Annotated in this window: 11 protein-coding genes; 6 read left to right on the top strand and 5 right to left on the bottom strand. The window is 72.9% G+C overall.

All coding sequences use genetic code 11. The features are described 5' to 3' along the window. Positions 1 to 132 precede the first annotated feature (132 nt). On the bottom strand, positions 133 to 504 hold the full coding sequence (locus AB0B97_RS06005) for a DUF4267 domain-containing protein (RefSeq protein ID WP_357491042.1): 372 nt from the start codon (positions 502 to 504) through the stop codon (positions 133 to 135). A gap of 87 nt (positions 505 to 591) precedes the next feature. Between AB0B97_RS06005 and AB0B97_RS06000 the strand changes: the two genes are divergently transcribed. Further along, a complete protein-coding gene (locus AB0B97_RS06000; protein WP_357491040.1) occupies positions 592 to 1,164 on the top strand; it encodes a TetR/AcrR family transcriptional regulator in 573 nt (190 codons plus the stop codon). 59 nt (positions 1,165 to 1,223) lie between these two features. Here the strand turns inward: AB0B97_RS06000 and AB0B97_RS05995 are convergent, their stop codons facing one another. Further along, the gene (locus AB0B97_RS05995) at positions 1,224 to 2,060 is read right to left on the bottom strand and encodes an alpha/beta hydrolase (RefSeq protein WP_357491038.1); all 837 of its coding nucleotides are present in this window, start codon (positions 2,058 to 2,060) and stop codon (positions 1,224 to 1,226) included. 58 nt (positions 2,061 to 2,118) lie between these two features. Between AB0B97_RS05995 and AB0B97_RS05990 the strand changes: the two genes are divergently transcribed. Further along, a complete protein-coding gene (locus tag AB0B97_RS05990; RefSeq protein WP_357491036.1) occupies positions 2,119 to 2,817 on the top strand; it encodes a helix-turn-helix domain-containing protein in 699 nt (232 codons plus the stop codon). A gap of 32 nt (positions 2,818 to 2,849) precedes the next feature. Here the strand turns inward: AB0B97_RS05990 and AB0B97_RS05985 are convergent, their stop codons facing one another. Beyond that, positions 2,850 to 4,529 carry a DNA repair helicase XPB gene (locus tag AB0B97_RS05985; RefSeq protein ID WP_234584207.1) on the bottom strand — a complete coding sequence of 560 codons (1,680 nt, stop codon included), beginning with the start codon at positions 4,527 to 4,529 and terminating at the stop codon, positions 2,850 to 2,852. Between the two features lie 173 nt (positions 4,530 to 4,702). Between AB0B97_RS05985 and AB0B97_RS05980 the strand changes: the two genes are divergently transcribed. Together AB0B97_RS05980 and AB0B97_RS05975 are read left to right on the top strand one after the other, a co-directional pair. Next, positions 4,703 to 5,587: a L,D-transpeptidase family protein gene (locus AB0B97_RS05980; protein WP_357491033.1), complete on the top strand. Its 885-nt coding sequence runs from the start codon at positions 4,703 to 4,705 to the stop codon at positions 5,585 to 5,587. A 95-nt stretch (positions 5,588 to 5,682) separates the two neighbouring features. After that, complete coding sequence (locus AB0B97_RS05975; RefSeq protein ID WP_234584209.1) at positions 5,683 to 5,919, top strand: hypothetical protein; 237 nt, start codon at positions 5,683 to 5,685, stop codon at positions 5,917 to 5,919. A 30-nt stretch (positions 5,920 to 5,949) separates the two neighbouring features. On the opposite strand, the gene AB0B97_RS05970 is transcribed toward AB0B97_RS05975, so the two are convergent. Continuing rightward, positions 5,950 to 8,433: a helicase-associated domain-containing protein gene (locus AB0B97_RS05970; protein WP_234584210.1), complete on the bottom strand. Its 2,484-nt coding sequence runs from the start codon at positions 8,431 to 8,433 to the stop codon at positions 5,950 to 5,952. A gap of 84 nt (positions 8,434 to 8,517) precedes the next feature. Between AB0B97_RS05970 and AB0B97_RS05965 the strand changes: the two genes are divergently transcribed. Further along, positions 8,518 to 9,141 (top strand): HAD family hydrolase, encoded by a 624-nt coding sequence (locus tag AB0B97_RS05965; RefSeq protein WP_357491030.1) that lies wholly within the window; start codon positions 8,518 to 8,520, stop codon positions 9,139 to 9,141. 27 nt (positions 9,142 to 9,168) lie between these two features. After that, positions 9,169 to 9,555, top strand: a complete 387-nt coding sequence (locus AB0B97_RS05960) for a cold shock domain-containing protein (RefSeq protein ID WP_088986676.1) — start codon at positions 9,169 to 9,171, stop codon at positions 9,553 to 9,555. On the opposite strand, the gene AB0B97_RS05955 is transcribed toward AB0B97_RS05960, so the two are convergent. Continuing rightward, a complete protein-coding gene (locus AB0B97_RS05955) occupies positions 9,516 to 10,346 on the bottom strand; it encodes a 1,4-dihydroxy-6-naphthoate synthase (protein WP_357491028.1) in 831 nt (276 codons plus the stop codon). The genes AB0B97_RS05960 and AB0B97_RS05955 overlap by 40 nt on opposite strands. Between the last annotated feature and the right edge of the window lie 702 nt (positions 10,347 to 11,048).

Genomic DNA, 11,048 nt, shown 5'->3' with positions numbered 1-11,048 from the left:
GCCTCGTGTCCCCCCCCCCCCCACTGCCCCCGCCCCCCCGGCCGTGGGTTGGTTTATATCTTTGTTTCTGACTTGTTGGGGCACTTGGGTGACGCAAACCTCTTGATCAACCCCGGGAAGGGTAGGGGTTGGTTACAGGGCGAACAGCAGGACTGCGTCGAGGAGGACTACCGCGGCCGTCGCGAAGTGGATGCCGAAGGCCACGGCCTTCGTTCCGCCGTTGCGCAGCACGATGAGGGTGTCGCCCAGCGGGACGAGCGCGACGACCAGCATGAACCACGCGACCGCGTCTGCAGTGGTGAAGGCGATCAGGGCGAGTCCGATCAGCCCGAAGGTGAGGTCCTTGAGCCCTTTGACCGTCAGGTAGGCGGGATCGCCGTCCGGCCGGGCCGGCACGCCGTACCCGGCGGCTGCGGCCTGCGGCACCAGCAGGAACCGCGCACCGATGAAGACGACGAAGAGGCTGAGCACGACGGCGAGTCCGTAGGCGAGGGGTGACAACATGATCCGCTCCAATTGCTAGCGCCGCTAGATGTAAGAGCGACGCTAGCAGAGCGACGACAGCAACGCTAGCAGTGCTAGGGTTTTGTCATGTCGACTCAGACGCGCCGGGAGCGCGAGCGGGCGGAACGGGAACGGGCCATCGTCGCCGCCGCACGCGACCTGGCCCTGGCCGAGGGCTGGGACGCGGTGACCACCCGGCGGCTCGCCGCTGAGATCGAATACAGCCAGCCCGTCCTCTACAGCCACTTCAAGGGCAAGGACGCCATCATGGCGGCGGTCGCCGTCGAGGGCTTCGCCGAGCTGGCGACCGCCCTGGCCGCGGCCCGGACCTCGGCCGCCGACCCCCGGCAGGCTATCGCCGACGTCGCCGAGGCGTACACCACCTTCGCCGAACAGCGGCCCGCCCTCTACGACGCGATGTTCACCCTCGCCGTGGACCTGCCGTTCGCCAGCCAGGACGTTCCGACCGACCTGGCCCGGGGGTTCGCCGAGCTGGCCGACGCGGTGCGTCCGATCGCCGGTGACGACGACCTGGAGGCGGTCACCGAGACGTTCTGGAGTGGCCTGCACGGTCTGGTCACGCTGATGCGCAGCGGCCGGCTCCGCCGCGCCGACCACGATCGGCGACTCGCGGTGCTGGTGGACCGCTTCTCCCGCTGAGCGTCGCCGCGCACGGCTGGCAGGGCCGTCGACCGGGTGGGTTGGTTGGTGCCGGGGGCTCAGAGCTGGTTTGCCCGCTCGGGGCTCACCGGGGCCCCGAAGAATGCTGCGATCGGCTCGATGATCCTGCTCGGCGCCCGGTTCAGGCCGTCGTGGCCGCTGCGCGGGATCGGCAGGACCCTCGCTCGTGGGAGGGCGCGAGCCAGCTTCCCGTTGAGGTCGGCGTAGTAGGGCGGCCCCGCGGCCCCGTAGGCCAGCAGCACGTCCGCGCTCACCCCCGACCACGCCTCGGCCGGACCGCCGCGCAGCCGGATCTGGTTCGTCTCGTCGAGGGTCATCGGCAGCAGGTCGGCCATCGTCCGGCCGATCGGCGTACGCAGGAACGCCCGGACCAGCGCGACGCGGACCCGCAGCGGAAGTCTGGTGGCCGGGTTGTGGGTGTTGATGCCGGCGTCGGTGATGGCCATCGCGCGGGCGATGTCACCGTCGCGCGCCGCCTGTCGTGCCTCGTCGAGCCATGCCGTGGGGAAGCCACCGTCGATGTCGATCGCGATGTCGTAGAGCGCGAGCCGGTCGATCGGCAGCCGCACCGCGGCCTGCAGGGCGATGAAACCGCCGGAACTCTGCCCGATGACGTTGCGGGTGTCGGTGTGCTTCAGCACCGCGGCGAGGTCGTCGATGTCCTGGTCGAAGGTGTACGGCTGAGCGCGGGGGGCGGCGTCCGCCCGCCCTCGCCGGTTGTAGAGGTGCACCGTGAAGCGGTCGGCCAGCCGTTGGGCGAGCCGCCGGTAGACGTCGATGGTGATCCCGCCGCCGTGCACCACCACGATGCCCGGTCCGGCTCCTGTCGAGTGCAGCACGATCGACGCGCCGTCGTGTGCCGTGATCCGTTCCATGCGTGCCCACCCCCGATGGATGAAACTGCGAACACTGTACGCAGTTTACAGTGGATCGGTGAGCGACGCACCTATGAATTCCGACCCGGGCGGCGCCGACCGGCAGTCGATCTGGGCCCGGCCCGTACGCGGCAGGCGCGGCCCCACCCCGACCCACAACCGGGGCGCCATCGTCACCGCCGCCATCGCCCTGGCTGATGCCGAGGGAATCGCGGCGGTGTCGATGCGCGCCGTCGCCACCGCGCTGGGTGCCAGCGCCGGCGCGCTCTACCGCCACCTGTCGTCCCGCGACGACCTGCTGGACCTGATGACCGACCGGGCCGTCGGCGAACTACGGCCGTACCCGGAGCCGAACGCCGACTGGCTCGACGGCATGCTCCTGCTGGCTGGCCGGCAACGGGCGCTCTTCCGGCACCACCCTTGGCTGCTCGACACGATCAACCGGATGTCCGCGCCCGGCCCGGAGAGCCTGGCCTGGTTCGACGCCTGCCTGGGGGTTCTGGAGCCGGTCGACAGCGCGGTGACCGCCAAGTTCGAGGCCATCGGCATGATGACCGGCGTGGTGAGCCTCTTCGCCCGCAGCGAGGCCAGCTCCCGCTCGGTCAGCTTCGCCGAGGTGGACGTCGCGGCCTACCCGCACCTCGCCGCGGCGTTCAGTCGACCCGCGCGGCCGCCCGCCGAGCGCGATCTCTTCGACACGACCCTGCGGATCCTGCTGACCGGACTGCTCGACGCCGACCCGCGGGCCCGACCCTGAAACCCGCCCCGGCTTACCGCAGCCGCCCGCGTTCAGTCGACAGTCGGCAGCTTCGGGCCGAGGACGTCGTCGGCGTCGACGATCGTGTACGCGTACCCCTGCTCGGCGAGGAAGCGCTGGCGGTGCGCCGCGTACTCGGTGTCGATCGTGTCCCGGGAGACCACCGTGTAGAAGTGCGCCTGCCGGCCGTCGGCCTTCGGGCGGAGCACCCGACCCAGCCGCTGCGCCTCCTCCTGGCGCGACCCGAACGTGCCGGACACCTGGATCGCCACCGCCGCCTCGGGCAGGTCGATGGAGAAGTTGCCGACCTTCGAGATCACCAGTGTGCGGATCTCCCCGGTGCGGAACGCGTCGAACAGCCGCTCCCGCTCCTTGTTCGTGGTCGAGCCCTGCACGATCGGCGCGTCGAGGTACTCGCCGATCTGGTGCAACTGGTCGATGTACGCGCCGATCACCAGGACCTGGTCCTCCGGGTGCCGGTCGACGAGCGCCTTGACCACCGGCAGCTTGGTGCGGGCGGTCGCCGCCATCCGGTACCGCTCCTCGGCCTCCGCCGTCGCGTACGACATCCGCTCCGCGTCGGTCAGGGTCACGCGGACCTCGACGCACTCGGCCGGGGCGATCCAGCCCTGCGACTCGATGTCCTTCCACGGCGCGTCGTACCGCTTGGGGCCGATCAGGCTGAACACGTCGCCCTCGCGGCCGTCCTCGCGTACCAGAGTGGCAGTGAGGCCCAGCCGACGGCGGGCCTGGAGGTCCGCGGTGAACCGGAAGATCGGCGCGGGCAGCAGGTGCACCTCGTCGTAGACGACCAGGCCCCAGTCGCGGGCGCCGAACAGGTCCAGGTGGGTGAACGCGCCACCGCGCCGCGAGGTGAGCACCTGGTACGTGGCGATGGTGACCGGGCGGATCTCCTTGCGCTCGCCGGAGTACTCGCCGATCTCCTCCTCGGTCAGCGACGTGCGGGCGATCAGCTCCCGCTTCCACTGCCGACCGGCGACCGTGTTGGTGACGAGGATCAGCGTGGTCGCCTTCGCCTCGGCCATCGCCGCCGCCCCGACCAGGGTCTTGCCGGCCCCACACGGCAGCACCACCACGCCCGACCCGCCGGCCCAGAACGCCTCGACGGCCTCCCGCTGGTACGACCGCAGCGTCCACGGCTTGCGCCCGTCCTTGCCGGCCTCGGCCAGCTCGATCGGGTGCGCCTCACCGTCGACGTAACCGGCCAGGTCCTCCGCCGGCCAGCCCAGCTTGAGCAGCGCCTGCTTGAGCCGGCCCCGCTCGGACGGGTGGACCCGGATCGTGTCGTCGTCGATCTTGTCGCCGAGCATCCCGGCGAGCTTCTTGCTCTTGGCCACCTCGATCAGCACCAGCCGGTCGAGCGCGCGCAGCACCAGCCCGTGCGCCGGGTCGTTGGCGAGCTGGAGCCGGCCGTACCGGTCCATCGTCTCGGCCACGTCCACCAGCAGGGCGTGCGGCACCGGGTAGCGGGAGTACTTGATCAGCGAGTCGACGACACCCTCGGCGTCGTGCCCCGCGGCGCGGGCGTTCCACAGACCCAGCGGGGTCAGGCGGTAGGTGTGCACGTGCTCCGGCGAGCGTTCCAGCTCCGCGAACGGCGCGATCGCCATCCGGCATGCCTGCGCGTCGGGGTGGTCGATCTCCAGCAGCAGGGTCTTGTCCGACTGCACGATCAGGGGTCCACCACTCACGCCAGCGTCCTCTCCTCGGTTGGCCGTCCGGCCGGAACGGGTCGCATACCCGCCGCTGGCCGACCATCCAGTGTTGCACGGCGGAGAACGTCGAAAGAAAGATGAGCACCGGGTGCAACCAGGACGGCACTCACGAACGTCTAGCAAAGGGACGACTGTCCAGGGGAGGTGCCATGAGGCGTGTCCGGAGCACTTCCCGGCTGGTTGCCCTGGCGGTGGTCGTGCTGGTCGGTGCCGGCGCGTGCACGTTCGATCCGCAGTCCGGTGGGAGTGGTGGCGGGGGAGCCGCCCCGGTCGGTGCGGCGGAACAGGCAACGGGGGCGAGCGGCACGTCCGGGCCGGGCCAGCGCGGCCGGCCCACGCCGGCCGCGCCCACCCCGAAACCCTCCCGGAAACCCACGCCGAAGCCGACCCGCACGGCGTCGACCCCGACCCCGACCCCGAGCACCGGTACGCCGACAGTCGCCGGTTGTCCGCAGGGCCAGCACCAGCGAGCCGTGGAGACGTACCTGGCCCGGCTGGGCGGGTTCGGGGCCGTCACGGTCGACGGTCGGCAGTCCGCCGCCGACTGCGCCGCCATCAAGAAGTTCCAGAAGAGGTACGGCATTCGCCCCGTCGAGGGACGCGCCGGACCGACCACCCTGGACGTGGCCCAGCGACTCGCCACCACCGACACGAAAAGCTGCAAGGCCGGCACCGGCACCACCTTCTGCGTGGACCTGACCCGGCAGACCGTGTGGGCGGTCCGGGGCGGTAAGGTGATCATGGCGCCGACGGTGACGCGCACCGGCATGTCCGGCTACCGCACCCCGTCCGGCACCTACACCGTCAACTACCGGAATCCGAAGGAGTGGTCCAACCCGTACGAGGTGTGGCTGCCGTACTGGCAGCACTTCACCCAGGGCATGGGGTTCCACGAGACCACTACCTACCTGCACGACAAGTCGATCGGCTCGCACGGCTGCGTCAACCTGCTGCACGCCGACGCCGTCCGGATGTGGGAGCTGGGCAAGGTCGGCACCCGGGTGGTGCTGATCGGCCGCCGCCCCGGCACCTGAACATCCCGCCCGACTCGGGGTTTATCCCCTGTCACAGCCGTCCCGGGAGTGACACTCTTGGGAGTCCAGGGCCGCACCGGGCGGGGAGGCTGGGCATGACGGTCGACCGTGACGTGATCGCAGAGCATGAACACGCGCCACCCGACGAGGTGTCCCGCGCGACAGTGGTCGCGTACGCCCTCGCCGCGGCGCTCCTCGTCGGGTGGTTCCTCTTCGGCTGGCTGGTGCTGCGGCAGGGCTTCGTCGACTCGGTCGGTGAGTCCGCCGGCGCCGGCTTCGCCCTGTTGCTGGCCGTCTCGGTGGTCGGCACCTTTCGCCGCAGCCGCCGCTGAGCAAACACACCAGCGGCGGCTGAGCCCTGTTCAGTCCGCCAGCACCGCCGCCGTGATCCGGTGCAGCGCGAAGGTGTGCAGCATCTCGGTCCGCTCGTCCTCGGCCCGCAGGTAGCCGGCGCCGATCGACACCGGCTTGACCAGCCGGGACGCGGTCGCCCCGTGGGCGTCGACGTACCCGACCCAGACCAGCGCCTTGTCGCGGACCGCCTGCTGGAGCACGGCAAGTGCCTCGCTGTGCGTGTGCGCGGGCACCGGGCCACCGCCCAGCCCTGCCGCCCCGCCCCGGACGACGGCAGGCGCCCGGCGGGCCGCCCGCGCCGCAGCGTCGCCCCGCCGGATGTGCTCCACCACCCCGAGCAGCCGGGGCATCGGCAGCTTCGGGGCGGCCAGCGGATCGAGCGTCCTGGTGGTCACCGCGACCCGTGCCGGAGCACGCCGGATCCGGGGTCGGGACAACATCGTGCCGCCCGTGCCGTCCTCCTGCACCGGCGCGTACCCGGCGTCCCGCAGCGCGCCCAGCAGCCGGCTGACCTGGTACGGGGTGCTCAGCACCGTCGGCGCCAGCCGTCGCAGCGTCAACGACTCCAACCGCCGGTCGGCCAGCACCTCGGTGAGCAGCGCCTCGTCGTCGCTGCGCAGGTACGCCCCGGCCGACCCGACCCGCAGCCCACCGTGCTTACGGGCCACGTCGTCCACCAGGTAGCTGAGCCCCTGCGGCACCGGGGTACGCGAGCGTCGCCGGAACAGCTCGTGCAGGTCGTCGGCCGTGTAACCGGCGTCCAGCGCCCTCCGCACGCTCGCCGTGGTGACCCGGTGCACACTCGCCCCACCGGCCGACTCGGGTTCGGTGGTCGCCTCCAACTCGGCGGCCAGCGCCGGCTCGGGCGGCCCCGGCACCACCACGGTCAGGTCGGCCTGCACCAGGAAGTGATCGACCGGGGCGGGCAGCAGCGCGTCCAACGCCCGCGCGGCACTGGACGGATCGCCGCTCTCCGCGTCCACGTGCAACCCGAGTGGGTCGCCGCCCGGCTCGTCGGCCGACGTCAGCTCGCCCAGCAACAACCGCCCGTACGAGGTGAGCGCCCCCAGGCCGGTCACGCCGAGCTGCGCCGCCTCGGCCAGCACCTCCCGGTGGGCGGCCTCCCGACCCCGGCTGCGCCGCGGCGCCCGCCAGTCCAGCAGGGCCTGCACCTCCTCGGCGGTGGGCGCGGTCGCCGGCTCCAGGTCGGCGAGCACACCGAGCACCGCCCGCCGGGTGGCCGGAGCACCGGCCCGCTCGGCTTCGGCGGACAGCGCGGTGATCGGCCGGTCCCGGTCGTCACGCCTACCGACCAGGCCGACCTGCCGGGTCATCGTCAGCCAGGCGTGGGCCAGGTGCTCCCACCGTTGGGCCAGCGAGGCGGCCCGCCACACCTCGTACCCGCCGGTCGGCAGCACCTGCTGATCCGCCCCGTACCGGCCGGTGGTCGAGCCGGGCATCTCCAGCTCACCGGCGAGCCCCGCCGCGTACGCCACCTCCAGCAGCAGCGCGGTGGTCGGCTCGTCCAGGCCGGCGGTACGCGCCAGTCGGCGCAGGTCCCGGACGCCGATGCCGCCGGAGCGCAGCACCGGCGCGGGTTCGGCCGCGAGCTGCTCCAAGAGCCCCTCGGTGTGCCGGACCACCTCCATCGTCTGCCCGGCGCCGGCCGAGTCGACCGCCTTGGGCTCGCGGGGCGCGGTGGCCACCGGCGGCGGGCTGGTGCGCAGCGGCCCGAGCGGGCCACTGTCGCGGCGCAGCAGGAGCCCCACCTCGCGGGGCAGCTCGACCGTGCCGCTGGCCGTCGACGAGCCGGCCGAGACGCTGACCAGCAGCCGGTTGTCGACCAGCCAGCGCACCGGCGAGCCGGTCGGCGCACCACCGTTGGTCGGGTCGGCGAGGACGGCGTCCTGCGCGCCGATCGGCGGTGCCTGCAACGCGCCCGGGGGCACGCTGCCCACGGGTGGTCCGGCCGCCAACCGGTCCAGGATCGCCCGGGCCGACGGGGGTGCCGCGAGCAGCGTCCGGCGCAGTTTCGCCGGGTCCGCGCAGAGCGCGGCCGTGCGCGGGTCCAGCTCCGCGGCGGGTCGGCCGAGGCCAGCGGGGTACGGGGAGACCTCGTCGACGGCCGGCACCACGTGCAGGGCGTGTTCGGGGCCGTACAGCAGGAAGAGCGCCCTCAGCCGGTTGACGGCGGCGCGGACGGCCGTCGGCGCCGGCGGGTGCGGCCCGGTGGTCGCCATGGCGAGCACGGCGTCGGTGGCCGTGGTGCCCTCGTCCGGGTGCCGGGTGAGCCGGGCGGCGTCGAGGATTCCGAGGGTGAACTGGTCCAGCCCGTCCAGGGCCCGGGCCACCGAGACCCGGGACTGGGCGCGGATGGCCAGGGCGGAGACGTCGGCCGGCACGGGCACGACGAGGTCCGGCCGGAGCTGGAGGAGCGCGGCCAGCGACTCGTCGGGCAGCGACCGCAGGTGGTCGGCGAGTGAGGTGGTCATCGTCTTTCCACGCTAGCCCGGGGTGGGGCTGTCGCGCCCCTCGGACGTCCGGCCGGTAGGCGGTCGCCCGGTAGGTTTCTCGACATGCGCGCGCTGACCGTCGGATTCGATCTCGACATGACCCTGGTTGACTCCCGGCCCGGCATCGCCGCGGCCTATCGCGCGCTGACTGCCAGGACGGGCGTACCGGTGGACGCTGACCTGGCCGTGTCCCGGCTCGGCCCGCCGCTGCGCACCGAGATCGCGCACTGGTTCCCGCCGGAGCAGGTCGAGTCGGCCGTGCTGGTGTACCGGGAGCTGTATCCGGCGTACGCCATCACGCCGACGGTGCCGCTGCCCGGGGCGCGGGAGGCGATCGACGCGATCCGTGCCCGGGGCGGAAGGGTGCTCGTCGTCACGTCCAAGATCGGCCGACTGGCCCGGTTGCACCTGGACCACCTCGGCCTCGTGGTGGACGAGCTGGCCGGTGACCTGTTCGCCGAGCAGAAGGCGACCGCGCTGAGCGAGCACGGCGCGACCCACTACGTCGGTGACCACGTGGCGGACATGGTGGCGGCGGGTGTGGCGGGGGTGCCGGGAATCGCTGTCGCGACCGGGCCGTGCTCCCCGGATGAGCTGCGTGCGGCGGGGGCGAGCGTGGTGCTGGACGATCTCACCGGATTCCCAGCGGCGCTCGACGGCATGATCCAGCTAGCCTGGGAGCAGTAGCGGCTCAAGTGAAGCAGGGGTTTTCAGGTGCCTACGGGTCGAGTGAAGTGGTACGACACGGCCAAGGGATACGGCTTCGTCACCAGTGACGAGGGCGGCGACGTGTTTCTGCCCAAGGGTGCTCTGCCGGCGGGCGTCACCGACCTCAAGGGTGGTCAGCGGGTCGACTTCAGCGTGGTGGACAGCCGCCGGGGCGCGCAGGCCATGGGCGTAAAGCTGCTGGACGCGCCGCCGTCGATGGCGGAGCTGCGACGTCGGCCGGCCGAGGAGCTGCATGGTCTCGTCGAGGACATGATCAAGGTGCTGGAGGCGAAGGTCCAGCCGGACCTGCGCCGGGGCCGTTACCCGGACAAGAAGACGGCGCAGAAGATCGCTCAGCTGGTCCACGCGGTGGCGCGCGAGCTGGAGGTCTGAGGCACCAGGCCGGCGGTGGCGGCGCGGTCGAGGAGCGCCGTCACCGCGGCGAAGCCGGCCTCGCCCAGGTCGGCAGTGAACTCGTTGACGTAGAGGCCGATGTGCCGGTCCACCACGTCGAGTTCCATCTCCTGGGCGTGCGCGAGCACGTACTCCCGGCTGGCCGCCGGATCCGCCCAGGCCTGCCGGACGGACTCGCGAATCCATCCGGCCGCTTCCACCGGGTCCACGGCGCCGCGCCGGGTCAGGATCGCGCCGAGAGGGATGGGCAGCCCGGTGTCGGCCTCCCACCATTCGCCGAGGTCGACGAGCGCGGTCAGGCCGTGCCGGTGGTAGGTGAACCGCGCCTCGTGGATGACCAGCCCAGCGTCGTAGCGACCGGCCGCGACGCCCGGCATGATCTCGTGGAACGGCACCACCTCGATCCGAGCCGGTGCCTGCCCGGCTGACCAGAGCCGGAACAGCAGGTACGCCGTCGTCCGATCACCGGGCACCGCCACCGTGGCACCGGTCAGGTCGGCGCGGTCACCCCTGGTGAGAACCAGCGGCCCGCACCCGCGACCGAGCGCGCCCCCGCAGGGCAGCAGGTGGTAGTCGTCGAGCAGCCAGGGCAGCGCCGCGTAGCTGACCTTCACCAGGTCGAACGCGCCCCGCTCGGCCGCCGTGTTGGTGACGTCCACGTCGGCGTACGTCACCTCGACCGGCGGCGCACCGGGCACCCGCCCGTGCACCAGGGCGTCGAAGACGAACGTGTCGTTGGGGCAGGGCGAGATCGCAAGGGAGAGCGCCACGCCCTCACGTTAGCCCCGCCCCCGGCCAGCAGCCCGGGCACACCCCGCCCACTGTGATCCACGACGGCCCGCCCCGCCCGGGCCCGCCCCGGCCCTGCCCCCCGCCCCGCCCGGCCCGCCCCGCCCGGGCCCGGCCGCCCGGGCCCGGCCCGGCCCGGAGCCGGCCTTCCGGCCTCTCGGGCTCTTGGCCTCGGGCTCTCTGCCTTCCGGCGTCCCGGCCTTCCGGCGTCCCGGCCTTCCGGCGTCCCGGCCTTCCGGCGTCCTGGCCTCTCGGCCTCCCGGCGGGCGCCGGCAGTGTCCCCGTCGGGCTGGGCGGGGTGCTTCCGTTCAGCTCAGGCGGGGTGCTCGGCCGGCCTCCGGTCGAGGTGGGTGAGGTCACGTCGCGCCCTGTCGAGCTGCCCCACACATGGGGCGAGGTGACCGCCTGCGGCGAGCGGTGGCGGCGGTGGCGCGGGCGGTGAGCGGGCGCCGAGGGGCGATCTTGGTGGCTCGTCCCGCCCCATTCAGCCGCCCCATTCATGGGGCAGCTCGACAGGGCCCGACGGACTCGACAGGGCCCGACCGACCCGATCCACGAGGGCACCCACGGCATCCAGGCGCTTGGCTCGGCAGGGCCCGACCCGCTCGGCAGGGCCCCGACGGACTCGGCGGGGCCCGACCGGCTCGGCGGGGCCCGACCGGCTCGGCGGGGCCCGACCGGCT

This window comes from Micromonospora sp. NPDC049004, assembly GCF_040649315.1.
Lineage (GTDB): Bacteria > Actinomycetota > Actinomycetes > Mycobacteriales > Micromonosporaceae > Micromonospora.
This window is presented reverse-complemented; position numbering and strand designations above follow the sequence as displayed.